This window comes from Actinoplanes sp. TFC3 (assembly GCF_001553785.1).
Classification (GTDB): domain Bacteria; phylum Actinomycetota; class Actinomycetes; order Mycobacteriales; family Micromonosporaceae; genus Actinoplanes.
Map to the genome: position 1 here is coordinate 5035908 of NZ_LOJP01000001.1, position 25756 is coordinate 5061663.

24 protein-coding genes and 1 tRNA gene are annotated in these 25756 nt (G+C 66.5%); 14 read left to right on the forward strand and 11 right to left on the reverse strand.

The window, feature by feature from the left end; all coding sequences use genetic code 11:
• Window positions 1-11 precede the first annotated feature (11 nt).
• The 3 genes from TFC3_RS22710 to TFC3_RS22720 form a co-directional block, all read right to left on the reverse strand.
• Window positions 12-659 (reverse strand): DNA methyltransferase, encoded by a 648-nt coding sequence (locus TFC3_RS22710; protein ID WP_201787199.1) that lies wholly within the window; start codon window positions 657-659, stop codon window positions 12-14.
• An 81-nt stretch (window positions 660-740) separates the two neighbouring features.
• Window positions 741-1241 (reverse strand): SigE family RNA polymerase sigma factor, encoded by a 501-nt coding sequence (locus tag TFC3_RS22715; protein WP_067503473.1) that lies wholly within the window; start codon window positions 1239-1241, stop codon window positions 741-743.
• Window positions 1238-2011 (reverse strand): hypothetical protein, encoded by a 774-nt coding sequence (locus TFC3_RS22720; protein WP_153040345.1) that lies wholly within the window; start codon window positions 2009-2011, stop codon window positions 1238-1240. Before TFC3_RS22720 ends, TFC3_RS22715 begins: the two co-directional genes overlap by 4 nt.
• 351 nt (window positions 2012-2362) lie before the next feature.
• On the opposite strand from TFC3_RS22720, the gene TFC3_RS22725 reads away from it, so the two are divergent.
• Window positions 2363-2575, forward strand: a complete 213-nt coding sequence (locus TFC3_RS22725) for a hypothetical protein (RefSeq protein WP_067503478.1) — start codon at window positions 2363-2365, stop codon at window positions 2573-2575.
• A 655-nt stretch (window positions 2576-3230) separates the two neighbouring features.
• Complete coding sequence (locus tag TFC3_RS22730) at window positions 3231-3458, forward strand: transposase (RefSeq protein WP_067503481.1); 228 nt, start codon at window positions 3231-3233, stop codon at window positions 3456-3458.
• 11 nt (window positions 3459-3469) lie between these two features.
• Here TFC3_RS22730 and TFC3_RS22735 read toward each other — a convergent pair whose 3' ends face one another.
• From TFC3_RS22735 to TFC3_RS22745, 4 genes are all read right to left on the reverse strand, one after another.
• A complete protein-coding gene (locus TFC3_RS22735; protein WP_161952663.1) occupies window positions 3470-7840 on the reverse strand; it encodes a fibronectin type III domain-containing protein in 4371 nt (1456 codons plus the stop codon).
• A 507-nt stretch (window positions 7841-8347) separates the two neighbouring features.
• Window positions 8348-8617, reverse strand: coding sequence for a SpoIIE family protein phosphatase (locus TFC3_RS40520; RefSeq protein WP_082772236.1), 270 nt, complete (start codon window positions 8615-8617; stop codon window positions 8348-8350).
• A 113-nt stretch (window positions 8618-8730) separates the two neighbouring features.
• Entirely contained in the window at window positions 8731-10011 is a 1281-nt protein-coding gene (locus TFC3_RS22740; RefSeq protein WP_201787269.1) for a beta-ketoacyl-[acyl-carrier-protein] synthase family protein, read from the reverse strand.
• Between the two features lie 583 nt (window positions 10012-10594).
• On the reverse strand, window positions 10595-10984 hold the full coding sequence (locus tag TFC3_RS22745) for a hypothetical protein (protein WP_153040346.1): 390 nt from the start codon (window positions 10982-10984) through the stop codon (window positions 10595-10597).
• Between the two features lie 352 nt (window positions 10985-11336).
• Between TFC3_RS22745 and TFC3_RS22750 the strand changes: the two genes are divergently transcribed.
• From TFC3_RS22750 to TFC3_RS22760, 3 genes are all read left to right on the forward strand, one after another.
• Window positions 11337-11741, forward strand: a complete 405-nt coding sequence (locus TFC3_RS22750) for a VOC family protein (protein WP_067507269.1) — start codon at window positions 11337-11339, stop codon at window positions 11739-11741.
• Complete coding sequence (locus TFC3_RS22755; RefSeq protein WP_067503489.1) at window positions 11738-12019, forward strand: helix-turn-helix domain-containing protein; 282 nt, start codon at window positions 11738-11740, stop codon at window positions 12017-12019. The genes TFC3_RS22750 and TFC3_RS22755 overlap by 4 nt, the downstream gene beginning before the upstream one ends.
• 151 nt (window positions 12020-12170) lie before the next feature.
• Window positions 12171-12641 carry a GNAT family N-acetyltransferase gene (locus TFC3_RS22760; RefSeq protein ID WP_067507272.1) on the forward strand — a complete coding sequence of 157 codons (471 nt, stop codon included), beginning with the start codon at window positions 12171-12173 and terminating at the stop codon, window positions 12639-12641.
• Window positions 12642-12960: 319 nt separating this feature from the next.
• Here TFC3_RS22760 and TFC3_RS38195 read toward each other — a convergent pair whose 3' ends face one another.
• On the reverse strand, window positions 12961-13110 hold the full coding sequence (locus TFC3_RS38195; protein WP_161952664.1) for a hypothetical protein: 150 nt from the start codon (window positions 13108-13110) through the stop codon (window positions 12961-12963).
• A 980-nt stretch (window positions 13111-14090) separates the two neighbouring features.
• On the opposite strand from TFC3_RS38195, the gene TFC3_RS39545 reads away from it, so the two are divergent.
• The 4 genes from TFC3_RS39545 (at window position 14091) to TFC3_RS22780 (ending at window position 20194) form a co-directional block, all read left to right on the forward strand.
• The gene (locus tag TFC3_RS39545; protein WP_153040347.1) at window positions 14091-17768 is read left to right on the forward strand and encodes a family 43 glycosylhydrolase; all 3678 of its coding nucleotides are present in this window, start codon (window positions 14091-14093) and stop codon (window positions 17766-17768) included.
• Window positions 17769-17988: 220 nt separating this feature from the next.
• The gene (locus TFC3_RS40075) at window positions 17989-18258 is read left to right on the forward strand and encodes a transposase family protein (RefSeq protein ID WP_255363786.1); all 270 of its coding nucleotides are present in this window, start codon (window positions 17989-17991) and stop codon (window positions 18256-18258) included.
• Window positions 18236-18583 carry a transposase family protein gene (locus TFC3_RS40080; RefSeq protein WP_255363787.1) on the forward strand — a complete coding sequence of 116 codons (348 nt, stop codon included), beginning with the start codon at window positions 18236-18238 and terminating at the stop codon, window positions 18581-18583. The genes TFC3_RS40075 and TFC3_RS40080 overlap by 23 nt, the downstream gene beginning before the upstream one ends.
• 480 nt (window positions 18584-19063) lie before the next feature.
• Window positions 19064-20194: a site-specific integrase gene (locus TFC3_RS22780; protein WP_067503494.1), complete on the forward strand. Its 1131-nt coding sequence runs from the start codon at window positions 19064-19066 to the stop codon at window positions 20192-20194.
• A gap of 272 nt (window positions 20195-20466) precedes the next feature.
• On the opposite strand, the gene TFC3_RS22785 is transcribed toward TFC3_RS22780, so the two are convergent.
• Both TFC3_RS22785 and TFC3_RS22790 read right to left on the reverse strand, forming a co-directional pair.
• Window positions 20467-20541: transfer RNA gene (locus TFC3_RS22785), tRNA-Val, on the reverse strand.
• A gap of 59 nt (window positions 20542-20600) precedes the next feature.
• Window positions 20601-21017: a TIGR02611 family protein gene (locus TFC3_RS22790; protein WP_067507278.1), complete on the reverse strand. Its 417-nt coding sequence runs from the start codon at window positions 21015-21017 to the stop codon at window positions 20601-20603.
• Window positions 21018-21334: 317 nt separating this feature from the next.
• Between TFC3_RS22790 and TFC3_RS22795 the strand changes: the two genes are divergently transcribed.
• The 4 genes from TFC3_RS22795 to TFC3_RS22810 all read left to right on the forward strand — a co-directional run bounded on the left by TFC3_RS22795 (window position 21335) and on the right by TFC3_RS22810 (window position 23681).
• Complete coding sequence (locus TFC3_RS22795) at window positions 21335-21766, forward strand: SsgA family sporulation/cell division regulator (protein ID WP_014446635.1); 432 nt, start codon at window positions 21335-21337, stop codon at window positions 21764-21766.
• 186 nt (window positions 21767-21952) lie between these two features.
• The gene (locus TFC3_RS22800) at window positions 21953-22891 is read left to right on the forward strand and encodes an AraC family transcriptional regulator (RefSeq protein WP_067503497.1); all 939 of its coding nucleotides are present in this window, start codon (window positions 21953-21955) and stop codon (window positions 22889-22891) included.
• 84 nt (window positions 22892-22975) lie between these two features.
• Complete coding sequence (locus TFC3_RS22805) at window positions 22976-23431, forward strand: Rrf2 family transcriptional regulator (protein WP_067503500.1); 456 nt, start codon at window positions 22976-22978, stop codon at window positions 23429-23431.
• 64 nt (window positions 23432-23495) lie between these two features.
• The gene (locus TFC3_RS22810; RefSeq protein WP_067503503.1) at window positions 23496-23681 is read left to right on the forward strand and encodes a DUF4236 domain-containing protein; all 186 of its coding nucleotides are present in this window, start codon (window positions 23496-23498) and stop codon (window positions 23679-23681) included.
• 58 nt (window positions 23682-23739) lie between these two features.
• On the opposite strand, the gene TFC3_RS22815 is transcribed toward TFC3_RS22810, so the two are convergent.
• Entirely contained in the window at window positions 23740-24600 is an 861-nt protein-coding gene (locus tag TFC3_RS22815) for a hypothetical protein (protein WP_236718256.1), read from the reverse strand.
• A gap of 81 nt (window positions 24601-24681) precedes the next feature.
• On the opposite strand from TFC3_RS22815, the gene TFC3_RS38200 reads away from it, so the two are divergent.
• Window positions 24682-25756: fibronectin type III domain-containing protein (locus TFC3_RS38200; protein ID WP_236718257.1), on the forward strand; the 1075-nt coding region annotated here is incomplete at its 3' end.

Below are 25756 nucleotides of genomic sequence, written 5' to 3' on the forward strand. Positions count from 1 at the left end.
CGGTGGTGTGGTCATCGCGGGATGGGCAGCCCTCTGGGTGTGCGTTCTTTGCCCAGCGCGAGTCGGCCGGCGCGCTGCTTGGCGCCGGTTCGGGTGGGCCAGGGGGCGGGTGTGACGGCGGTGTGGAGGTAGTCCGACGGCGCCGTGCGGGACCGCAGGTATTCGGTCTTGGTGAGAACGGTGGGAGCCGAGTCGGACATGTTCCGGGTCGCTTCGTTGTGGAATTTCCAGGTGTTGGCGCTGGCTGAGACGGTGCCCAGAACATGGTCATGGTGGGGGGCCAGTCGCGGACCAGTACTGCGGTGCTGTGGCGGTGACAGAGCATGACCCGGCTGCCGGTGCGGGTGCGGCTGAACCAGGTGGCGCCGCGGCTGTTGGTGGACCGGGCGAGGTCGCTGGTCTTGGGGCTGGTGCGGCCGCCGAAGCCGCGGGCCGACGATGCGGGTGCCATCGACGGCGTCCGGGCGTTGCAGCGGGATCCGGATCGGGTCCAAGTCGAAGTAGTACGACCAGGATCGGGTCAGCAGGAACAGCAGCTCGTACGAGGTGGACAGCCGGTCGCGGACGGATTCCGGCATCGGGTTGGTCTTGGCCCACACCACCGCGTTACGCAAGGTCCACCCGGCCGCTTGCAGCGCGAACGCAACCCTCCACGGCACGCCGTTGAGGGTTTTCACCGCTAGTCGCCGGCCGCGGGGCGGGCTGAGCCGAACCAGCCCCGGAGTGGTTCAGGCGAACAACTAATTTCCGAGTATGGGCCCGGCCGGTTGGCCGAGCAGGTGGCGTAGTCGAGCCAGTGAGCGGGCGCTTTGGGAGGTCACTGTACCGGCTGGCAGGCCGAGGATCTCGGCGACCGTCTCGACGCTGAGGTCTTCCCAGTAGCGCAGCACCACGATCGCCCGGTCACGCGGTGGGAGCCGGCCGAGCGCGTCGATGAGCGTCAGCCGCAAATCATCGTCCTCGTTCGTTCCCGGCACGTCGGTGAACTCGGCGGTCACCACCTCGTGGGAGCGTTTCGACCGGCGGTGATCCAGGAAGGCGCGGGAGAGTACCTGCCGGGCGTACCTGTGCGGGTTGTCGCGCCGGGTGATTCGTTGCCAGTGCACGAACATCCGGGCCAGGGTGATCTGGGTCAGGTCGGCTGCCAGATCCCAGTCGCGGCACAGCAGATAGGCGGTGCGCCGCAACTGGGTGGCCGAGGTCCGGGCGTACTCGACGAAGTCGTCGTCAGCTCTGCTCATTTGCCGAAATTCGCCGGCAGATGCGGGAAGGTGGCAGCGCCCTGCTGGTTGAGGGACGGGTCGATCTGCACGCCCCACCGGGGGTCCGCGCCCACCTCGGCGGCCTCGCGGACGGTCAGGATCTGCGGTGACGTTCCGTTCTGCTTGCCGTCCCACGCGAGGCAGTTGGACAGGTTGAACTGCAGGAGGGTGTCGTCGGCGTGACGGACGTACACGATGGTGTGCTGAATACAGTTGCCGCGAACGTTGATGGACTGGTACTCGACGCCGTTGCCCAGCGGGATCCAGGCGCCTTTGAGCGCCGACGTCTTACTGGTGAGCTGCGCCATCGTTCGCTTCATCACGAACAAGCGGATCATGCCCGGGCCCTTGCCGCGATCCAGGTACGTCTGGACCCCCACGTCGCCTTGATCGACGACGCCGGCATAGTGGCTGGTCTTGCCCTTCGGCAGGTTCTCCGTCAGCAGTTCGAGCACACCGGCCGGAGTGCCCTTGACCCGGTTGGCCTCGGTCACGGCCGCGGGAACCGAGCTGCTCGCGGCGGCGGACGGGGCCGCCATGGCGATGGCTGCGGGCGCCGTGGCCGGTGCCGTGGTGTTGCGAACGATGGGAATTGCGGCCAGGCCGGTCACGACGAGGACGGCCAAGCCGGCGCCGACGACCCGCAGTCGCTTGGCGGTCCGCAGCCGACGGCCGGTGGCCACCGCTTCGCCGATGAGATCGCCGATGGGCGGCTCGGCCCACTCGATGGTCTGAAATTCCTCGCGCATGATGGTCATCCCTCAGGTCATCGGCGGTTTCAGTGTCTACACGGGCTGGCCCGACCACCCTGTTTCAGATGTGACGCAGGCCACATGCAGAAGTGGCGTTTGGTCGAGCGGGAGTCAAGGTAAGTGCCTGAACAGCCACCGGTCGGCGGACGCGACCTCTGAAAGGCAACGCATGATTACCTGCCCCTCATCGGGGCCAGGAGCGTCCCTCGTCGAGACGGCGCCCTGGCGCACTACCGTAACCGTGTGTGTCACCGAACTCGCAGTGGGTTCGACCCCGTGATGGAGCCACTTGGGGCCGCCTGTGGGGCCACGTCAGACCGTCAGAACCACCACGTCGAGGTCACCGCGATGCGAGCCGCCACCGCAGGACAACGAAAGCCTCGGCTATGGCACCGGCGGCACGGCGTCGAGTACCTCGCGACCTACAGCCGGGCGCGTCTCTATCTGAAGATTGCCGAGCCCGGTGACACCGTGCACGACGCCGCACGCTGCCTGTCGTGGACGCGCGCCGAGGACCTGGCCAAGCTCGACCCCCGCGTTCTGGCAGCCACCTCGGATTGAGCGAGGGTGTACGCCAGCGCGGCGCCTCGAACCACGCTGCACCGGCTGGGCGGCCGGCAGAGCCGTCGCCTGGTACGGCCAGCACCGCACTACCGCCAAAGATCACCTCGCCGCGACCAACGTCGCGGAGCTCATCGTCGCCACAGCCAAGAGCACCACTCTGAACTACCGCTAAATCCACGCCTGTGGCCGGGCCGAGCCCGCCACGGCCGAACCCAACATCTCCCACGAGACGAGGACGGCCCCGCAGCCACCGGCTGCGGGGCCGTCCTCGTCTCCATGCCCACCTACCGCCATCCCTGTCTGCGCAATCGGGGCGTCCTACCGTGCTGTCCTTCGCCACCGTCCACGCCATCACCGAACACCTCGTGGCCGCCGCCGGCCCAGCCGCGAACCGCACCCCGCCGCCTAATGGGAGCTGCCGGGTCAGCTGCTGGCAGACTCGGTGCCTGGTAGCGGCAGGCAGGTGAGCACTCCCGCCGCCTGGACCGATGTTGAGTCCTGGGGTTAGAACGTGCCCCTGCCTGTGGTCGGGAGATGAACGGCTGATGGGGTGTCGTGCCCGCCGAGCGTTGGCGTGAGCACTGGTCCATCAGGGCGCTGGAGTCTTCCGCGGGCCGCTGACACAGAACCGTGGCAGAGCGCAGACCCGTAAGTGCTGTTCGTCGGCGATGACTGGGCGGAAGATCACCATGACGCGGAAGTGCAGGACGAACACGGTCGGGCGATACGCACCGCCCGGCTCCCCGAAAGCGTAGACGGGATGACTCGCTTCCACGAGTTCGTCGCCGGCTTGCTGCCCGCTGACGCGAAGCCTTCCGACGTGCTGGTATGCATCGAAACCGATCGGGGTCCGTGGGTAGCGATTCTCGGGCCGCCGTAGCCGTGGAGTGGCTAGTACCGGATGCTGATGACCACCCGGCGGTTGAGGTTCTGGTTCTTGCTCGTCGGATTCGTCGCGCCAGCGCCGACCACGCGGATCGCGGTTCGCACGCCGAGGCCCCGCAGGTATTGGCGCACGGCGACGGCGCGTTGCAGGGCAAGGCGACGATTAGCTGCCCGGGCTGCCTTTGACGTCTTGTCCGTCTGGGTGTAACCGGTGACGGTAACGAGCTTCGCGCCGCGAAGGGATCCGACGCTTGCACGCAGGTTGCGCTTGGTGGTCAGCAGCAGGCGCGATGACTGATAAGGGAACAGGTACGACCCGAGCCGGACGGTTCCAGCCGGCGGTTTGGTGGTGGTGCCGGTATGCGCCGAGCAGGTGTCGTCGAGCACCACCCAGTTGATGTCTCGCACGATCGTGCCGTCAGGAGCGGTACCGGTGAGTACGAGCTGATGAAGTCCTCCCGCGACGCACGCCTTGCGGGGCATGGTGATCGCGGAACGGAAACCGCCCAGGGAGTTGGTTCGCCCGGAGGCGATGACCACCGGTGCCGAGAACATCCGCAGCAGGTAGGTCGATGAGGGCATGAGCCCACCGCCGGTCAGAGTGGCGCGCGCTCCGAGGAGTTTCGTGTCGGTGGTGAGTTGCAGCTGCAGATCGATGCGCACCGGCACCGTGACCGCAGCTGGAGTGCCTGCCACGCTCGGGGACGCGGGTCCGGCACCCGAACCGTTCACCGCGCGGATCCGGACGGGGTAGGTCGTGCCGTTGACCAGAGTGGTAACGGTTGCGGTACGACGCCCGTCCGCGCCGGAGGTCGTGGTCAGCAGCGCCCAGGTGATGCCGTCATCGGTGGATACCTCGTATCGCACGATGGCATCGGCGCCGTCGTAGTCGGGCCGATTGAAGGACACGGTGAGCGCCGCGTCGCCGGGGCTGACCGTCAGGCCGGTGGGTGCGCCGGGCAGAGGGCTAGCCGGCGTAACGGTGATGGCTGCGGTGGACACACCTGCGCCGACGGAGTTGATAGCACGCAGCCGCACGCCGTACACGGTGCCGTTGGTCAGGCCCGTCAGCGTCGCGGTCCGGGTGCCGTTCGATCCGGCGGTGGTGTCGAGGCCGGTCCACGCTCCGTCGTTCACGGATACCTCGTAGCCGGTGATCGGGGCGCCGCCGTCCTGCGCGGGCGGGAAGAATGCCAGCACAGCGGTACGGTCGCCCGGCGTCGCCGTCACTGCGCTCGGGGCACCGGGTGCGGTGGCAGGGGTGGCGCTGGGTGTGAAACTGACGGCGGCGGAGGCAGCACCGGCGCCGATCGGGTTACGGGCTCGGATCTTCACCGAGTAGGCGGTGCCGTTGGTGAGCCCGAGGAGGGTGGCGCGCAGGTTCGGCCCTGCACCGGTGGTGGACAGCGGGCGCCAGGTGTCGCCGCCATCCAGGGACAGCTCATAGCCGGTGACCGCGCTGCCGCCGTCGTCAGCGGGCGCAGCGAACGACAGGGTGGCGCTGCCATCGCCGGGGCTGGCGCTCAACGCGCCGGGCGCCGAGGGCGCATCAGCAGCAGGCGTGCCGGGTACGGCCGCCGAGGCCGTGCTGGCGCCGGCAGTGTTGACGGCTCGCACCTGTACGGGATAGGTGGTGCCATTGGTGAGCCCGGTAACCGTTGCGATGCGCTTGCCACTGGGACCGGCTTGGGTAGCGACCGTTTGCCAGGAGGTGCCGTTGTCGGTGGAAATTTCGTAGTGCGTGACTGCGTCCCCGTTGTCACCGGCAGGCACGAACGTCACAGCGAGCTTGCCGTTGCCCGCGGGCTGGACGGTTATGTTGGCGGGCGCGTCGGGAGCCCGCGCGGGCCGCACTTCGGATGGCGCACTCGAGGCGCCCGGGCCGACGCTGTTACGGGCTCGTACCTTGATTTGGTACAGCTGACCGTTAGTCAGCTGGGACACAGTAGCGGTGCGGGTCGCGCCCGTACCTGACACCGGCAACGACGACCACGTAGCGCCATCGTCGGTGGACACCTCGTACGACGTGATCGGGTCCCCGCCGGTGGACGCGGGTACGGAGAACGTCACCGAGGCGGACTGGTCACCACGGCTCACCTGTAGACCGGAGGGCGCGCCCGGGGTGGCTGCCGGCGTGACTCCTGCGCTGGTGCTCGCCGAGCCGGGGCCGACGCCGTTGACCGCGCGTACCCGCACGTCGTACGCCTGCCCATTGGTCAGACCCGTCACCGTGCCACTGACCGGCGACGACCCGGTCGTCGACAACGCCGACCACGTCACCCCGTTGTCCGTCGACACCTCATACGACGTGATCGCATTGCCTCCAGTGCCCGACGGCGGGTCGAACGACACGGTCGCGCTGCTGTCGCCGCGGCTCACGCTGAAATTGCCGGGGGCGCCCGGCGTGGTGGCGGGTGTGACGGAGACGCTGCCGCTTGCCGTACCGGGGCCGGCGCTGTTGACCGCGCGTACCCGCACGTCGTACGCCTGCCCATTGGTCAGACCCGTCACCGTGCCACTGACCGGCGACGACCCGGTCGTCGACAACGCCGACCACGTCACCCCGTTGTCCGTCGACACCTCATACGACGTGATCGCATTGCCTCCAGTGCCCGACGGCGGGTCGAACGACACGGTCGCGCTGCTGTCGCCGCGGCTCACGCTGAAATTGCCGGGGGCGCCCGGCGTGGTGGCGGGTGTGACGGAGACGCTGCCGCTTGCCGTACCGGGGCCGGCGCTGTTGACCGCGCGTACCCGCACGTCGTACGCCTGCCCATTGGTCAGACCCGTCACCGTGCCACTGACCGGCGACGACCCGGTCGTCGACAACGCCGACCACGTCACCCCGTTGTCCGTCGACACCTCATACGACGTGATCAGGCTCCCGCCGTTGTCCGAGGGCGGGTTGAAGGTGACCGTCGCCGACGAGTCGCCGCGGGTCACGCTGACTGCGCCTGGCGCCACCGGAGCGCCGGGTGCTGGGGTCACCGTGGTGTTCGCACTAGCCGCGCCCGCGCCCACGCTGTTCACCGCGCGCACCCGCACCGTGTACTGCTGGTTGTTCGTCAACCCGGAAACCGTTGCGGTGCGGGTCGCGCCGCTACCGGTCACGGGCAGCGTCTGCCATGTTGTCCCATCATCGAGAGACACGTCGTACGACGTGATCGCGGCGCCGCCGTTGTCGGGAACGGAGAAGGTGAGCTCGGCGGCACCGTTGCGGGCGTCCGCGGCCAGGCCGGTGGGAGCCGACGGCGCCACAGCGGGCAGGTTCGCGGTCTGAGCGCCGCTGGCCGGACCGGTGCCGATGGCGTTGACAGCGCGGACCGCCACGGAGTACGACTGCCCATTTGTCAGCCCGGTGACGGTACCGGTGATCGGGCCGGTACCCGAGGTGGTCAGCGTATTCCACGTGGTGCCGCCGTCGGTGGACACCTCATACGACGTGACAGCCGTGCCACCGGTGCTCGACGGCGGATCGAACGACAGGGAGATGCTGCCCGCTCCCGGGGTGATCTGCAGATTAGTGGGGGCGCTGGGCGCGCTCGCGGGAAACAGCCGGTTGACTCGGTTGCCGTTCGGATCCGCGTAGTAAACCGACGACGCCTGGGTCCGGATAGACGTGATGCTGCGCAGCGGTGTTGCCGTGGCCAGACCGGGTGTGGTGGTTCCGGTAGCGCCGGTGCCCGCGATGACCGTCAGCGTCCCTGCTGGAGTGATGCTCACAACCGAGGGGGCACCGTTGATACTGACATAGACATTGTCGGCAGCATCGGTAGCCAAACCCCACGGTCCCTTGAGTGCCGAGCTGGTCGCTGGGCCGGCGGTGGACGCTGACGTATTCGTACCGTTGCCTGCGAAGATCGACAGAATTCCGGCCGGCGTGATCTTGTATACGTAGAACAGGTAGAGGTCGGTGGCGTAAAGATTCTGCTGGCTGTCGAAGGCCAAGCCGTACAGGCCCCGCATGCCGGATTGCCGAGCCGGGCCTGGCGTCACCGTGGTGGTGTTCCCGTTGCCCGCGAAGATCGTCAAATTGTCCGAGGAATCGACTTTAAGGATGTACCCGCGAACCCAATCACCGAGATACAGATTGTCCTGGGCATCAAATACCATGCCGAAGACCCGCATCGGTGACGCCGTCGCCGGTCCTTCGACAATCGCTCCGCTCGGCCCAGCCCCGGCCCAGGCACTGAGAACACCGGCCGACGAGATCTTGTCGACTTTGCCATTCGTGTCCTGGGCGACATATACGTTGTCCTGGCTGTCGATGGCGAGGTTGATCGGCTTGTTCAGCATGCTCGCGGTCGCTGCCCCCGCCGTCGAGGCCCCGCAGGTGCCTGTTCCGGCGAACACCGACAACGTGCCGTCCGGTGTCACCTTGAACACCCAGCAGTTACCGGTAGCGTACGTGGGAATATAGGTGTTTCCCTGACTGTCGACCGCGCTGCCGCCGGGAGTGCTGAGCGGCGAAGAACCGACGGGACCCGCGACAGGCGCACCCGCCGAGCCAGTTCCCGCGTAGAACTCAAGTGCATAATCTGGTGGCGCAGCAGCAGCCGGACCCCCACCGGCCACCACACCGGCCACCAGACAAATGACCGATGACGATGCGATCCATATTCGTCGGTTCTTGCCACGCCGCATGCTTCCCCCGTACGCCTTGATTATTACCGCACAGCGTAGGAGCTATCACTCAGCGTCACAGCTGAACCATGAATCCTGCACTCTACGGACCGCCACCCGTCAACGACTGCGGCCGTCTGCAAGCGCTGAACCCCCTGCAGACAGAAGAGGGGCGCCTCGATCGTGATGGGCATCCACCGTCGAAGGGGGGATGCACCGCGCCGGAAAGCACGGTGACGGGCCCCGCAAGCGGGCGGACGACTACGGGGAAGGCCATGTCAGATAGAGCGGGGCAGTGTCATCGCTGCGCCGCCCGTCGTCGCCGCGCCGAACCTCGGCCAGCAACGCGCCAACGTATTCGCCCAGGCTGGTGATGGTGGTCAGCCGGGCAGCTAGTTCGACGAAGCGTTGTTCACCCAGTCGGGCACCGTTGTTGCTGAACCGATCGTGGACGCCGTCGGCGAACAGCGGCAGCCCGGCACCCGCGGGCAGGTCGACTGCTGATCCTGTCAGCGACCGCGCGTCCGGGATTCCTTATCGACGCCGCCTGAAGTTAGGGTGCGCCATCCGACGCGCAGGCCGACGCCGATCGTGGCCTCGTCCGGGCCGTTGCCGCAGACATCACCGGTGTGGTTCCGCTTGGCTCATGCCGGCGTGTAAGGGCGCAGGGCGAGGACGGCGTTGTGCCCGCCAAAGCCGAACGAGGTACTCAACGCCAGGCCGGCAAGGCCGGTCAGCGCGCGCGGGGCGTGAACAACGAGGTCGAGGTTCATACCGTCGTCGAGGGTGTCGCATCCGATGGTGGGCGGGATGACACCGTGGTGCAGGGTGAGCGCGGTAATGAGGGCTTCGACGCCCCCTGCTGCGCCTTGCATGTGTCCGAGCGCACCTTTGGGTGCCGTCACCGATGGTTGGTTCTGGCCGAAGAATTCGCCCAAGGCGAAAGCTTCGGCGGCGTCTCCGGCGACGGTAGCTGTGGCGTGAGCATTGACGTGTACGACCTCAGCGGGTCGTGCGTCGGCGTCGGCCAGCGTTTTGCGCAGGGCGTCGATGATGCCGGCGCCGTCCGGTCGAGGAGACACCATGTGGTGAGCGTCCGCGGACAAACCCCAACCTACGGCTTCGCAATAGATGCGTGCGCCGCGCGCACGGGCGTGTTCTTCGGCCTCCAGGATCAGCAGGCCGGCGCCCTCGCCGAGGACGAAACCGTCGCGGGCCTTGTCGAAGGGCCGCGACGCCGCGTGTGGTCCCCTGGTGCCCAGGGACAGCGCCCGCATAGCTGTGAACGTCGACATCACCGTCGGGGTGATCACGGCCTCGGTACCACCGGCGACTACGACGTCGAGGTGCCCGTAGCGGATGCGGTCCATAGCCTGACCGATTGCCTCGGTCCCCGACGCGCACGCCGACACCACGGTCCTTGCTTCCCCTCGCACGCCCAAATCCACGGCGATCTGCGCCGCTGAGCCGTTGGGCACCGTCATGGGTGCGGTATGCGGAGACACGAAGCGGGCGCCCCGGCCGGCCAGGACACGATCGGCGGCCACGAGAACGGGTGCCCCACCGATGATAGTGCCCATACTGATCCCGACACGATCAGCGGCGATGTCACCCTCGTGAAGATCCCGCGGGCGGAACCCGGCGTCAGACCACGCCTCCCGCGCGGCGAGCACGGCGAACTGGGCGGAGCGGTTCATGGTCCGCGCCTGCGAGCGAGGCAGGCGATCGGCCGGGTCGATCGCAGCAGGCGCAGCAACCCGAACCGGCAGGGCCGCGAACGCCTCATCCTCCAGCGTCGTTACCCCACACGCACCGGCAAGCAAGTTCTGCCAGGTGGCGGCGGCATCGGCACCCAACGGGGTGATCGCTCCCATTCCGGTAATCACCACGCGGCGACGTGAGACCGCCACACCCGATGTCCCCATGTTCGTCCCCGTCCTGTATGTAACTGGGACGACCATAGTGGACTCAATCCATTTGCGCCGATGCGTTGCCACTCTCCACTACGAGCGGCCTGGGAGCAGGAAACCAGCTCTTCGGATCCACACACCTGCCGAGGCGGCCGTTTGGCTGACCGTTGGCGAATCTTGGCTGCGCAGGAAAGCAGCTGCTCGCCTCATTTCGTGCACGTTCGCCAGCAAGCATCTGACACCGGCATCACGTGCGATGGTGCAGCACAGCCTACTGCCGCCGTGGGTGTCCGTGACTCAGATCGCGCCCTGAAAGATCGCATCATGCTCGCCGAAGGGCGTACTCGTCGGTTCCCGCTGACCACCCGTGCAAGGCGATCGCGAAGACGTGCAACGCGCCGCACGACGACTCGCTGCCGCTGGGCGCCTCCAGTGGACTCAGAACGGCCAGTAGGTCGATCCGAGCACCGCCCTCGGTGTCGTCGAGATCCCAGCCGACTGACAGCTACCGCAGACTGTCTGCTGCAGTACCGAAGGCCCGCTCCGCCCTGGCAGTCCTGGTGCGCCTTGTCAGCGGCAGATGAATGCGTAGTGACGACTACGCGGACCGGGGCAGCCGAACAGCTTGATACGTCCATGCGGCGGAGTTGGTCTCGCAGCCCAGGGCGTGCCGCTCGGCTGCCTCCTGACTGGCGAACCGAAATGCCTGGGACTGGCGACCCCACTGCTCACCGGGCTCACCGCACCAGAACAGCACCTTGCCATCGTTCAAGCGCACCGATACGGCCCACTCGTCGATGCGATGCGGGCGGCGAGACTTGTCATTCTTCGACACCTCGCAAGGATCCCAAACCGAGGAGGGGACCGCACTCATCTCGGCGTGAGAGCTTACGTTCTGCTGGTATGGAACCTCGATGACCTGCTGCATACAGCGCCCCATCGCCTTGAGATATGGCCGGCTCCGCAAGGCGACCAGGTCGATCTGCATCCGGCAGCGTATGCCTGGGCGCTGCATCCGCGCCATCCCGTACGCGCTGCCGGACGCCGGCCGCCCCGCTACGAGCCGGTCGACCACTGCCTCGGCTGGTCGCGTAGCGGTCTGACCACCAAGGTGTCCATCCGCCTGCGGACTCGCGCCGCCGGCCGAAGAATCTGCTCGTCACCGCTGGCCAAGCCGGGCGACACACCCAGTCGGAAGCAGTCATAGAAGCCATTCCCGTGCCCCGCCGAGGACCGGGATGTCCGCGGCAACACCGTCGTGGGGACGCAGGTAGTAGCCGCTCCTTGAACGGGACGCACGCCCCTTGACGGCCTACTTGCATTTTGCAAGTATGGCCAGCATGAGCCTCTTCATCACTTGTCCGGTCGAAAGCGTCGAGCGCGCAACCGCCTTCTACACGGCCCTTGGCTGGGCCTTTAACGCCGAGATGTCCGATGACAACGTGTCGTGCTTCGCGATCGCGCCCGAGCAGTACGTCATGCTCGGCAGCCGCGAGATGTACGCCAGCGTCGGCGGCGTCGAGGAACTGATCGGCGGACCTCAGACGCCCTCGAAGGTCACGGTCTCGTTCAACTTGGGCAGCCGCGAGGCGATCGACGAGCTCGTTGACCGCGCCGGGGCTGCCGGCGGGCGGATCGGTGACACCGACGATTACCCCTTCATGTACCAGCGCCAATTCGACGACCCCGACGGCTACCACTACTCACCGTTCTGGATGAAGGCTGACGCCGATCCGGCCGCGTGAACGACCTCGCCGCGGCCCTCGACATCGTCGGAGCACGGTGGGCCCTGCTCATCGTGGAACGGCTGCTCGAGGGGCCACAACGCTACGGCGATTTGCAGCGCGACCTCGGCGTACCGACGAACATGCTCGCGACACGCCTGCGCGAGCTCGAAGCGGCTGGCGTGCTGGTCCGCCTACCCCTTCGACACAACACCCGAGCCTATGCCCTGACCGATCGTGGACTCGCCTTACGCGAGGCGATCGTCGCACTCAGCAACTGGGGCAAGAACGAAGCTTAGTCAGTCGGGCACACTCTCTTTGGCAAAGTCGAACCTCAGCGGCCGCGCGCTCCAGCTACATCGCGTGACGTGCGGTCGGTTCTCGGCGCGTACGGACTGCGGCAAATTAGTGCGGATTGTTGTGGCAAACGTCGGCTCCTATCATTTCCCGATGGTTGAAGTCGTGATCTCCTTCGTACAGCCCGCTGACGTAGGAGAGATCCTCACCCTTCAGCGTGCCGCGTACATTGCCGAAGCCCAACTCTACGGCGATGTCTCGCTGCCCCCGTTGATCCAGACGTACAACGAGCTGGCTGCCGAGCTTCGGTCTGATCTGTCGCTCAAGGCGATCATGGGGCACCGCATCGTCGGCTCAGTACGCGCCCGCTACAAAGGATCGGTCCTTCATATCGGTCGCCTCATGGTCGCCCCGGACCTGCAGGGTCGCGGCATCGGCACCCGCCTGCTAACCGCTGTTGAACGCAGCGCAACTGCCAACATAGACCGCTACATGCTGTTCACCGGCCATGAAAGCCGCGCCAATATTCGTCTGTACGAGCGATGCGGCTACACGCAGGTTGGGCAGGTGCGATCAACGTCTGACTCGGTGCTTGTGCAGCTCGAAAAGCAGGCGGACAAATAGCGACCGCCGACCGTACCGGGCATCCGCTCCTCGGCAGATCCGGTCATTGGGATCAGCAGCGGCGTCGTGTGCGGGTCGTGGTGACTCCCGCTCGAGCTGGCCGACTTGACGGGCCGCTGCTCCGCGCGATGTTCACCGGGATCGGGCGAACCCTCAACAGCAAAGGGCTGCCGCAGTCACCGTCGGCGCATGCGCGCCGAGATACCGATCCGCGAGGACGAAGGGCCCCTCGAGATGCGATGGCGGCGGATGCCGCGGGAGAATACTGGCGGAACCCCGTCGCCGAACCACTACCCACCGCGAGCCCGGCACCCACCCGCTAAGTCAATTCACTGACGATCTCCTGGCCCATGGCCTTGCCGATCTTGGCAGGACCTTGACGGTCGGCGGGCACGTCGAAAATCTCGAACCATGGAACCTGGTACTTCCACTGCTTCGCACCGAACCTGTCCGGCGGCTCCGAACGCATCCGCCAAGGCGGCTACCCCTCCCAGACCGCCGCCCGGCAGGCCCGTGACGACATCCTCGCCGACCGTGCCGCCCGCCGCTGCGGTGACGGCTGGACGCTCGAGCGGTGGCTGCGGCACTGGCTCGACACCCGTACCGGGATCGGCCGACCACCCGTCTGGCCTACACCCGCGACGTTGAACTCGTCCTCGTCCCCCGCCTCGGGCACTACCGGCTCAGCGACCTCGACGGGCCCCTGCTGCGCGCCGTGTTCGCCGACATCGCCGCGACCACCAACGCCAAAGGCAACCCCCAATCCGCGTCGGCGCTCACCCACCTGCGCATAATCCTGCGGGCCGCATTTAACCTGGCCGTCCGCGAAGAACTGATCGAGTCGAACCCGGCCCCGGCACATCGAGATCCATGGCTCCCAGCGCCCACACGCCCAGGTCTGGACCGAAGGCCGCGTCGAACAATGGGAACGCACCGGCGAACACCCCGCCGTCGCCGTCTGGACCGCCAAACAACTCAACAGCTTCCTCGAGAGCGTCATCGACGACTCGCTGTTCGCGCTCTGGTGGCTCGCCGCCCTGCGCGGGCTGCGCCGCGGTGAACTCTGCGGCCTGAAATGGGCGGCGATCGACCTCGACCGGGGGCTGCTATTCGTCGAACGTAACCGCACCTCCGCCGCCAACTCGATCGCCGTGAACGCCGCCACGCCGCCCACCAGAACTGGACCGGCTAACAGCCCGCCCGCACCAGGCAGAACCGCAGGTCACGACACCGCCGACACACCAATCGTCACGGAAGGTGACGACACCCATGAGGCACCCACACGACACTCACCGTCCACACCGGCCGGACAGACCGGACAGGCCGGCCAGCAAGAAGGGCCTGATTTACATTGCTGCAGTTCAGACCCCAAATGATCGTGTGCGCCCTAAGGTCCTCGAACTCCTAACCTTCTGATCTGTACTGAATTTGTAGGCCCTTCGTGCACTGTTGGGTACCGCATATCGCTTTAAGGTTGATCTAATCGTAGGTTCCGTTTGCGCGATCGCGAATCCTGGTGATCGCCGTACACAAGGACGGAACATGTCAAGAACGTCCAGATTGGTGCGCCGGATAACCGCGGCGCTGGCCGGTGTGGTGCTGGTCGGAGTCACGCTGACGCCGGGGACACCCGCGCAGGCCGTTGTCGGGGGCGTCGACGCCCTCGACCTCAGCGGCCAGGTCGCTGTTCACAACGATTACGCCAGCTGCACCGGCACGCTGATCGGGTTCGAGTGGGTGCTAACCGCGAGACACTGCATCGATCCGAGCGCACCGGTGAGCAATACGAGTATCCGGGCGGGCAGCCTGCTGGCCGCCCCCACGGAGGGCATGTTCTCCCGGGCGCGCAGCATCTCGCTCAACCCGTACACCGATGCCGCGCTGATCCGCCTGGAGACCGGCATACCCATCAACGTACTGCCGGCCCAGGCGTACGGCGATGAGACCCCGCTGCCGTTATCGCCGGCGGACATGTCCGGGTTCGGCCTGATGGCGAACAACACCCCGGCCACCCGTTTGCAGTACGGCTCGTTCAAGGTGACGAACCCGGTCCGGGTCGAGTCGAACGCCGTCCTGGACCAGTACACTGGCCTGCCGGCAAACTCCATGGAGCTGGGACCGCTGTTCGGTGGCACGCTGGAAGCGGGCAACGGCGACTCCGGCGCGGGCGTATTCATCAACGGCATCGTGTGCGGGATTCTCTCGGCGCAGGGGATCTTCGTCACGCAGCCGTTGTCACGGACGGTGGCGATCCGCACCCAGGCGATCGCACCGTGGATCCAGGCAGTCTCCGGCATCGCCCCGGCGTCGCTGGCCAGCTGTGCCCCCTCGCCGGAGGAGAAGGTCAATCTGACCGTGGCGTCCGTGGGTGACAAGATCGCCGCCGGGGTCGGCATCGGCGACGGCAACGCGTTCCGCGCCGTCACCAAGGACAGCCTGCTCTCCGGCGGCAACAGCGGCGTCGGGTCGTTCAACTACGTCGGCGGTCAGCGGTACGGCAACATGGCCGACAACGAGACTGTCGCGTACGACGGGGCCACGATCGACGAGGTCGACGCGAACCTGAGTTGCCAGATCGGTCAGCACCGGCCCAACCTGGTGATGATGGAGATGGGCACCGAGGACATGGAACAGGACGTCAGCATCTCCAAGGCGGCCGACCGGGTCGGCGCGTCGATCACCAAGACGCTGCAGAAGGCTCCCGAGTCCACCGTCCTGGTCGGCACGCTGCCGCCGTCGCGCAACAGCGAGGTGAACACCCGGATCGCCGAGTTCAACGACCGCCTGATCTCCGTGGTGGCCCAGCAGCAGACCCGCGGCAAACACGTCGAACTCGTCCGGATGGGCGCCGTGACCACCAGCGACCTGCACACCGACGGTTCTCGCCCGAGCAGCGCCGGATACGGCAAGATGGGCTCCGCGTTCGCCTCCGGCATCCGTTCGGTGATCGACAAGGGCTGGATCCAGGCCGCCAAGACCGGCGACGGACGCTATTGCGGCGTGCTGCGCCCGCGTGACCCGCTGCCCGCGCCGACCGTGGGTCAGACCCGCATTCAGGAGCCGGACCCGAGCGTCATCCAGTCCGGTGGCACGTTCTACTCTGTCACCTCCGATCCGGGCCCGGATCCCGAGGGCGACTACGCCCGGCTCTACGTGCGGGCCGCATCCAGCCTGGAGGGCCTGGACAGCGCGAAGAAGAAGCTGGTCTGGTCGGACACCAACGGCGTCGGCGAGGTGTGGGCGCCGGAGATCCAGAAGATCGATGGCCGGTTCTACATCTACTTCACGATGGGAAAGGGCGCCGCACACCGGATGTACGCGATCAGCTCGACCCGCGGGCAGTACGGCTACGGCACCGAACAAAAGCTCAATCTGCCCGACGACAAATGGGCGATCGACGGAACCTCGATGTGGTTCGGCAACCAGCGGTACTTCGTGTGGTCCGGCTGGGCTGGTGACAGCGACGGCGAACAGAACCTCTACCTGGCGAAGATGTCGAGTCCGACGGCGACCACCGGCGGGCGGGTCATTATCTCCCAGCCCCGGGAGGGCTTCGAGCGGGTGGTGGGTAACCCTTTCATCAACGAGGGCCCCGAACCGATCAAGGACCCGAACGGCCAGCTGCACGTCATCTACTCGACTAACGGCTCGTGGAGCGATCAGTATTGCCTGGCCGATCTCAGGTTGAAGGCCGGCGGCGATCCCATGTATGTATGGGACTGGTACAAGTCGAACGGCTGCCTTTTCGGCTCGAACCGCGCCTCCTTGATGCCCGGCTGGGACCCGACGTTGAACGTCAACGGGCCGGGCCACCACAGCTTCGTGCTGCAGGACGGCGACATCAACACCAGCCCGCCGGCGGTGAAGAACTTCTCGATCATGTACCACGGCGTACCCAAGGGCATGACCTACAAGTGGGACAACCGCATTCAGTACATCGGTGGAGCGCTCTGGTGGGGAAACTGCACTTACGGACGGCAGAACGTACCTGGCGACAACACCAACACCGGCTGGAGTCTGAAGTTCTTCGAGGACAAGAACTTCAACGGGGGTGGCAACGGGGGCAACTGCGGGCCCACGACAAGCCCCGGACAGACCAGCATCCGCAATCAGGACCCCAGCGTCATCCGCGTCGGCAGCACCTACTATTCCGTCGAGTCCGACGGCAACAACATCTACTCCCGGTCGGCCTCCAGCGTGGGCGGCCTGAGCAATGCGGCCAAGACGCTGATCTGGTCGGCACCGAAGAACATGCCCAACGTCTGGGCTCCCGAACTGGTCAAGCTGACCGTCAACAACCAGGACTGCGGTGCTCCGCTCTGCTCCCCCAACACACCCGTGTACGCCATCTATTTCGCCTCCGGCGACGGCGGGGCCGGACAGCGGATGTACTACACCGCCTCCAACAGCCCGGACCGCGGCTTTTCCAATCCCACGCAACTGAGCCTGCCGGACAACAAATGGGCCGTCGACGGCACCGCCTTCACCTACAACAACCAGCTCTGGTTCGTGTGGTCAGGCTGGGAAGGCGACACCAATGTCGAGCAAAATCTTTACATCGCGCGGATGAGCAACCCCAACAAGGTCACGGGTAAGCGATACATCATCTCGCAACCCCGGGAAGGGTTCGAACGGGTCGTCGGTAACCCTTTCATCAACGAGGCCCCCGAGGCGATCAAGGACCCGAACGGCCAGCTGCACGTCGTATATTCCACCAACGGCTCCTGGAGCGACCAGTACTGCCTGGCCGATCTCAGGTTGAAGGCCGGCGGTGACCCCACGAACGTATGGGACTGGTACAAGTCCAACGGTTGTCTGTTCGGCTCGAACCGCGCCACGATGATGGCCGGCTGGGACCCCACCCTGTATGTCAACGGCCCGGGCCACAACAGCTTCGTGCTGCTCGATGGCGACATCAACACCAGCCCCCCGGCAGGCGACACGTTCCCCCTCATGTATCACGCGGTACCGAAGAACACCCAGTACAAGTGGGAGAACCGAATCTGGTTTGAAGGAGGCTTTACTTGGTGGGGAAATAGCACTTACAGCCGCGCCAATGTCCCCGGGGACAACGCCAATACCGGATGGAGCCTGAAGTTCTTCGAGGACCGCAACTTCAAGGGCTGATCGGGTAATAGGCATCCGCGACGATACTGACGCCGCTTCTTCATATGGAGAAGCGGCGTCGCCATACAACGCGCCGCACTCGTTGACTTTCTCCAACCTGGTCTTGCCGGTCAGCGCGGGTCCGCCGGGGGCCGCTGATCGATGAGGGCGGGGTTCCTGATAGGACCCTGGCCCACTTGCGCAACGGTGACACCTATACCCGACTCGCCGCCGGCTTTAGATGGGAGTCACGACTGCCTGGCGCTACGTCCAAGAAGCAATCTCCCTTCTCAGCACAGCTACCGACGACTTGGACAGCGCTATACGGCGCATCCGGCTCCTGGCGCACGCGATCCTGGACGGCACCCTGATCCCGATCGACCGGGTCGCCGACCAGAAGCCCTACTATTGCGGAAAACACAAACGGCACGGTGTGAAGGTGCAGGTCATCGCCGATGCGGCCGGGCGCCTCGTATGGGGCGTCCGCCGTGCTTCCCGGTTCCACCCATGACCTGACCGCCGCCCGAACCCACGGCATCATCGACGCACTGACCACCGCCGGCGTGATGACCTTCGCGGACAAGGGCTACCAGGGTGCCCGCGGCAGTGTCCGCACACCGTTCAAGCGCCGCCGCGTCCGGCGAAGCTGTCGCGCCGGCAGAAGACGGTCAACCGGGCACATGCGAAGATCCGCGCCCGCGGCGAACGTGCGATCCGCCACCCTCACGACCCGAAAATGCCTGGTCAAGCTGCGCTGCTGCCCACGCCGTGCGACCGCGATTGTGCAGGCCATCCTCGTTCTGCATCACGTTGAGGCCAACCGCTACGCAAGATGAAAAGCCTCAACGCCTCGCCCGCTGAGTGCCGTTGCAACGCAAGTGTCGCGTGTCTGAGGTTCTTTGACGGTTGGCTTCGGTGAGGATCTGGTCGGCGGTCTTGGTTCAGCGGAAGGGTTCGCAGCGCTGGTTGTAGGCGTCGATGAAGGCGCGGATCGCGCCGATCACCCGCCCCGACGACGCAACAGGCACCCTGCGGGTCTACACCCCAGCCGAGGCCGCCGCACTGCTGACCATTGGCGAGTTCTGGCTGCGCAGACAAGCAGCCGCGCATCTCATCCCGTGCACATTCGTCGGCAAGCACTTGCGTTTCACCGACGCCGACATCGCCGCGATCATCGCGGCTGGCGCCCGACCAGCAACCGGATGTCGACCCCGCCGCCGAGCCCCAGCCAGATCACCGCACAGCGACTTGCCAGCACCGCCCGAACGAAGCGTCCATGCACACCGCGATGCCCCCGAACCGAATGGGAGCAACCCATGGCATGGGTAGGACAACGCGGTACCCGCTGGCGAGTGCGCTACCGCAACACCGACGGCACCGTCGGCACCGACTCCAGCCACCCCACCTTCGCCACCGCAGACCTGCGCCGCAAACAGGTCGACATCGACCAAGCCTACGACACCTACCTCGACCCGAACTCCAGCCGGATCACCCTCACCGAATGGGTGACGATCTGGCGAGAGGGACACGAAGTCGGCGCCGAAAAATGGGCGACCTACGACAGCTACCTCCGCAACCACATCCTGCCCCGCTTCGGCGACACACCACTGAACAAGATCACCCGCCAGGACGCCAAAGTCTTCGTCAAAGACCTCAAACGGCGTCTCGCCGAACGCACCGTCGCCGACGTCATGAGCCTGCTCGGCCTGCTCCTGCGTGAAGCCGTCGCCGACCGGCGCATCGATTTCAACCCCTGCACCGGCATCCGCGTCATCACCGGCGGCCGGCCCGAACGCACACCCGCCACCACACACCAGATCAACCACATCGCCGAACGCATCCCCCGCCGCAGCGATCAGATCCTGGTCATCACCGCCGCCTACACCGGCATGCGGTGGGGCGAACTCGCCGGGCTCAGCCGAACCAACGTCCACCTCGGCGACGGTTTCCTCCACCTCCACCCCACCACCGGCGCCCTGCACGAAGTCCGCGGAAAGCTCTACCTGGGCACACCCAAGACCACCGCCTCCACCCGTGACATCCACCTACCACCGTTTCTCATCAGCCTGCTCCAGGAGGTCATCGACAGCCATGATCACGAAACCGTGTTCTGCGGCCCCCACGGGGCCTGGCTACGCCGCTCCACCATGTCCCGCCGTATCTGGCGACCCGCCGTCAACGGCAACCCCACCACCGGAACCGCACCCATCCTGAAAAACATGCACTTCCACGACAACCGCCACACCCATAAGACCTGGCTGATCGAAGACGACCTCCCCGAAATCGCCCAAGCCCGCTGTCTCGGGCACCACCTGGCCGGAGTACGCGGCATCTACAGCCACGTCACCCCCGTCATGATCGCCCGCATCATCAACAGCCTCGAGGACCGCTGGCAAGACAGCCGCAGCTCGACGCACCCACCACGGCGGCACCTGCACGCCGCCTGACCCCTCCACCGCCCACACCTGCGGCATGACACCCGCAGGAACCGAGGAGAGCCCGGACCGACCAACGGTCCGGGCTCTCACTCACCACGCTCTCAAGAGGACGGCACACCGGATCGCCACCAACCCTCAGCCACCGTCATCGACGTCAGTCGCCGCTGACCACGGACCCGCTAGATGATCTTGTGCTCCCATTTTGCTCCCACCGTAAGGAGCAACACGCAAAAAGCCCGTTACCGAAAATTCGTTAACAGGCTTCTGAGCTGCACAAACGCTGGTGGGCGATACTGGGATCGAACCAGTGACCTCTCCGGTGTGAACGGAGCGCTCTCCCGCTGAGCTAATCGCCCTCAACGCTGTGGAACTTTACCGGATGACCGGGCGGGTGCGCGAACCGGGGTTCGGCGCGTCAGTTTCCGGTGATGAAGTTCCTGATCACTGCGGCCAGGTCGATGCCGAAGCTCAGCTTCACCGACAGCCACACCACCGCGCAGATGAACACGAAGCCGGCCAGACCGATCAGCGCCCGTAGGTGCAGGGGCTGCCTGAGCACCCAGTGGGTCCAGGCCTGGACGTGGTGGCGGGTGAAGGCGAGCAGGCGCTTGGCCCAGTGGAACTCCACCGCCCAGATGGCCAGTCCGACGATCACGATGGCCCAGCCGGGGCCGGGCAGCGGGATGAGGGCCAGCCCGGTGACCACCACGATGGCGCCGAGGATGCCGACACCTATACGCAGAGCGACTCTGCCGGTGGGGTTGGCCCTGATCCGGTCGAGCAAGTCGAGCCGGTGCGACCCGGAATCGGACACGGGGTCGGATTGGGGCATCTCGTTCACTTTCACGGCAAAGATTTCTGGTTCGTGCTCATTTCATCCCCCAGTGTTCACCGCCCCCGTCACTACCCGGGAGGAATGGACGTTACCGGAGTGAGTCAACTGCTGAACCACCCGACGCCGGGCGGAACCGAGCACTTGGGCAGAACAGGACAAGATACCGTTTAACGGCTCGTCCGGTGAGCTTATCGGAACCGTCTTCCCACTACTGGGTGAGATCAGCGTATGGCGGAGCGTAATGACAGGGATCACCTGAGTATGGGAAACGCGGGGTTCATCAGCCTCGCAGCGGTGCCGGGGGGAGTTCGTCCATGAGTACCATTCGTCCAACGACCGTCGAGGTCGAAACATCGCTGCGTCTCGTAGCGCCTGATGCCACGGCTCTGCCCGTGCGTGCCAGCCTGCGGTACGACCCAGCCGACCCGTATGCGGTCCACGTGTTGTTCCACGCAGAATCAGCCGGTGGGGAAGCCGTGAGCTGGTCCTTTGCGCGTGAACTGCTCGTGACCGGGCTCGATGAGCCCGCGGGGATCGGGGACGTCCGGGTGTGGCCGTGGGCCACGCCGCGGGGCGACTTCGTTGCCCTGGCGCTGTCGTCACCCGACGGCAACGCCTTGTTCGAAGTACCACGCAGCGTTCTTGTCCGGTTCTTGCGGCGCACTTATGTGGTTGTTCCGCGGGGCCGGGAGTCCGATCACTTGGACGTGGACGCGGCGGTCAACCGACTGCTGGCTGGTCGATAAACCAATAGGGATTTTCCGGGCGACCCGTGTGGATACTGCCGGTCCACGCGGGTCGCTTTTTCCGTACCAAAACCGAAGTCTTATTTGTCCGTTTTTTGGCTCGATTTCTGGTTCGTCTTCTGGATATCCGCTGACCTCGGCCCTCACGCGTGCATCGCTGGTCATCGCCCGATACGGTCGGCCTCGATGGTCACTACCGTTCAGCGCCAGAACAGGTCGGCGCCCGCCCCCCGATGGGCCGGCGTGGGCACCTGCACGCTGTCCGAAACCGACCTTGCCAACGGCCAGCCCCCACCGCGCCGGCTGCCGTACCATCTGCTCGCCTTGACTACTGCGGGTCACGGCAGCGTCGAGATCGATTTCCGGACCTACCCCTGCCGTCCGGGGTCTCTTGTATGGGTACGTCCAGGGCAGGCGGTCCGTGTCAACGCCGCCCCGGGCCTGGATGCCACCCTCGTCACCTGGGAACGCAGCCTGCTCTCGGACGCCGAGATCACCGGCGTACCCGTCGACGACCTGCCCGGCCCGACCCTCTGGCAGCTGGCCGGCGAGGACGAGGATGCCGTGATCGGCGAGTTCGCGCAGCTCAGCGTGGACAGCAACCGCTACGCGGAACCCGCCGGGGACATCGCCGCCGGCCTGCTGCGCCACCAGCTCGCCGTGCTGTTGCTGCGCATCGCCCTGCTGGGCACCGCCGGGAAACGACCGCCCACCTCAACATCCGAGAGCCGCACGTTCGCGCGCTTCCGGCGCGACCTGGAGGATGGCCACGGCCGCAGCCGCCGGGTCGAGGACTACGCGGCCCTCATCGGCTGCTCAGTGCGCACGCTGACCCGCGCCAGCCTGGCGCTGACCGGCCGGACGGCCAAACAGGTGGTGGACGACCGTGTGGCCCTCGAAGCCCGGCGCCTGCTGGCCTGCACGGACATGTCGGTCGCCGAGATCGGCCGCCGGCTGGGTTTCGGCGAGCCCACCAACTTCGGCCGCTTCTTCAACCGGGAGGTGGGCACCAGCCCCGGCGCCTTCCGCATCGAGGCCGGCCAGACGGCCCCGGAGCAGCCCGCGGCCGGCCGTCCGGGACTCGGCGCCCGCATCCCAGCCCAGCGCTTGTCCCCTACGGAGTGACAACAGCACGCTGAGTGATGCCCGAATTCCCATAAATCCTGGGGCGGGCGAGGCCCACGAGCATGGACGGGGCAGAATGGTCACGTGCAGATCTCCGCGCGCGGCGACTACGCGGTACGGGCGGCGCTGAGCTTGGCCCACGCCTACCCGGCCCTGATGTCCGCCCAGGCCATCGCCCAGGACCAGAACATGCCTCGCAAGTTCCTCGAGGCTGTGCTGGCCGACCTTCGTCGCGCCGGTGTCGTGCGCGCCCAGCGCGGCGCCGAAGGTGGCTACACGCTGTCACAGCCACCCCGCGACGTCACCATCGGTCAGATCCTGCGCGCCGTCGACGGCCCCCTGGCCGGAGTCCGTGGCCTGCGCCCCGAGGAAACCCAGTACTCCGGAGCGGCCGAGAACCTGCCCAACCTCTGGGTGGCAGTGCGCTCAGCGGTACGAGAAGTCGTCGACGAAGTGAGCCTGGCTGAACTGATCAGCGGCCGCATGCCGGCCCACGTCCGCAAGCTGACCACGCGCCCGGACGCCTGGCAGCCCCGCTGAACCCGCCCCTCCCCTGCCCACCGATGACGTTTCGAAAGATCGGTGGTCGGGAATCTTTACGGCCATGGGCATCCAATACCGTAGCCGGAAGAAGTTCGGCCCGCTGATCCTGAACTTCACGCAGCGTGGCCTCTCCTCGTGGACCATCAAGATCGGTCGCTGGTCCTGGAACTCCAAGGCCAAGGCGCACCGCGTCGACCTCCCCGGCCCGCTGTCCTGGAAGCAGGACAAGTCGAGCAGCCGCTCCTGATCCCCGCGATCGCGCTGCCGGCGCCGAGAGCAACAAGGCTGGTCTGCGGGCGCCACGATCACTCCCCTGCCAGCGAGATCACCACGTCGCCACCAAGGCGGCCCTCCGCTGGGCGCCGGTTAACCGCACCGGCGTCCAGCAGCGCATGCAGCACCCGCGTGGCGTCCGAGGCCCGATAAACCGTCTCGGTCAACGCGAACGTCCGCAGCTCGGTAACCGTCGCCGCCCCGGCATCTTCCAGGTGCGCGAGCAGTTCACGCCGCAGCGGCCCCGGATGCGGGGTCAGCGTGATGTCGATCAGATGCCGCTCGGGATCGGCAGGGTCCCGGTAGCGCACTCCCGCGTACTCGTCGACGGCCCACAGTACCTCCTTGAAAGCCTCGAGGTGCTTGCCGAGCTGTGTCGCGTACACGATAATTTCGCCTGGATCGTCGGAAACTGCCAGCTCGACCGCCGCGACCAGCGGAAACCCTGCGGCCTGCAGCCGCGACCGAACGTCCGGGACCGGCTCACCGGTCGGCAGGACAGCCAAAATCTCCGCCGGCTTACCGCTGGTCAAGGCCGCAAGGGCGGCAGAGCCAGGCGTCGCATGCCAGAAAGCGAGCAGCGGTACGTTCACAGCGCCCCCCGCTTTGACGGCCACGCCGGCCATGTCCTCCGGCGCACCGGCTATCGCATGCACCGTCAAGCCGGCCGAGGATGGCGCCTTGGGCAGCCCGGCGACGTCCGAGCCCAAGGTGATCATGGTGAGTTCACGCCCTCTGACCAGGTCGGACTGCTCGGCAAAGACGCTCAGCGCGGCCTCGGCAAGTCCGGTATCCACCTCGGCGTGACCGTGCACATAGGTCGCCCGGCGCCCCCGCCGCAACGCCCCCGGCGCCCACGTCTCCAGATGACGAACAAGAATTTCGCGTTTCACGGCGGCAACTGTCATACCCCGAGTTCTACAGTGTTGCCGGTGACCCGCTGGACTTGTACCGACGGTGGCTGAGCAGACACTATGAGGCACGTGCCACCTGTGCTCGCCCAACTGACCGCCCAGGCCCAATCGCTCACCGCCGAGGGCGACCTCACCGCGGCCCGCGACGTGCTGGCCCCTGCCCTCAACCCGGCGGAAGCCGACCCGCACCGGGCAACTCCCGACCTGGCCCTGGCCGCGGCCCTGCAGGCAAGAATTCTGATAGCGCTGGGCGACCCCCACGCCGCCCGCCTCTGGGCCGGTTTCGCCCATGCAGCCGAGGACCGCCTGCACGGCCCCTCCGACGAACGCACGATAGCGGCGGCGGCCACCCACGCCGCGGTCCTGCACCAGATCGGAAACTACGGCCACGCCGCGCAGCTGTACCACGAATTAGTGGCCCAGCTGACCACCTCGGACGGCCCGCTGTCCCAACGCGTCCTGGCAGCAGAGGCGGACCTGGCCACATCGGAACACGCAGCCGGCCACTGCACCGAAGCCCGAACCAGACTGCAGGATGCCTGGACCCGCCACCGCGAGGTCTACGGTGACTCATCCCCCGCAGGCATGAAAATGCTGGCCCGCCTAGGAGCCATGGAACGAGAATGCGGCCGCACCACAGAAGCCGGCATCCACCTGGCCCTGGCCCAAGAACTCTGCGCCCGTTACCTCCCCGCAGACCACCCCATGGCCCAACAAGTAGCCCGCCTAGCCGGCACCCCACCCACCGGCCGCCACCGCTGCGGCGAAGTCCGCCGCTCGACCGGCCCAGCCGTCAACGAGGCTGCGGTTGCCGCTCCGGTGGCCGCTCAGGATTCCCCCGCGCCTGAAGCCCTTCAGCCTGAAGCCGCTCAACCTGAAGCCGCTCAGCCTGACGTCACCCGGTCTGAAGCCGCTCGGCCAGACCTCGGCCAGCCTGACCCCGCTCAGCCGGAACTCGGCCGGCCTGACCCCGCTCAGCCGGAACTCGGCCGGCCTGATCCCGCTCAGCCTGGCCCCGCTGCTGTTCAAGCCGGCAGCCCCATCCCCAGCCAGCCGATCCCAGGCCACGACGCCGGCCCGCTTCAGGCGAACCCCGCACCCGCAGACCCCCGCCAGGGCGGCCCCATCACCATCC